Below are 833 nucleotides of genomic sequence, written 5' to 3' on the forward strand. Positions count from 1 at the left end.
AAGTCCCAGGTACTCGTATTTGTCGTTCGGACCGGAATAAATGATGTACATATCCTGGAACACTCTGTGTGCTTATATTTTCAATCTCTAAGTACATTAGAGGTTGTTCCAAGATGTAATGCACTATGAGACAGGCAGCAATTCTTTATAGTTATAGAAATTTACTATCAGTTTCCATAAGAAAAAGGGTTGTCGTTAAAATTTAGCTCAGTGAATTACAGATAAACAGCTTGAAGTCATTATTTCTTAAAAAACAGCCAACATTTTTCCTATAGAGATGACTCTGTTGGAGCTCGTCGTGTTGTTCAGGGAGCTTCTTTTTTAGGGCTGGCTATACGCAGTATCCAAATGGCCGAGAAAAGCTTTTACTAATCCAATATAGGAAAACGTTTCGGGTTCTTTCAAGCCTGATTTAGATGCCGCTGATGACCTCCACAGTGATGGTGGTGGTGTATTCACCTTCCAGTGCAGCATCCAAATCTTGCTGCCTCACCATCAGAGAAATCTGGGCAACATTAATTGCGGCCATGGGTGCCGGCCATGGGCTGAAGGGCATATTGTAAGGGACCTCGGTTTGGTTGACCCAAAGAGTGTATGGCAATTGACATGCAGGATTTGCTGTGTGAAGGAAGCGGAATGTTGGGTATCCATCCTGATAAAAGCGGACGTTCACCCGGCTTTGCCCAAGGTAGGTGTTCTGGTAGTTCTCCACCTGTAGATTAAGATTGGTAAGAGGTATGGGGGAAAGCGTCGCATATCCGATATCCTGAATATACACATCACTATTCGCAAAGGAGATGTTGTACACTGGTTCGTCTGCAATATTGTAGTTG

The 833-nt window shown here is 43.0% G+C and carries 1 protein-coding gene; it reads right to left on the minus strand.

Annotated elements, in window-relative coordinates; translation table 11 throughout:
- Positions 1 to 412: 412 nt before the first annotated feature.
- Positions 413 to 833, minus strand: a 421-nt coding sequence (locus B3F49_RS01705) for a hypothetical protein (protein ID WP_293908684.1), incomplete at its 5' end; no start/stop codon positions are given.

This window comes from Sphaerochaeta sp. UBA5836 (assembly GCF_002432845.1).
Lineage (GTDB): Bacteria > Spirochaetota > Spirochaetia > Sphaerochaetales > Sphaerochaetaceae > Sphaerochaeta.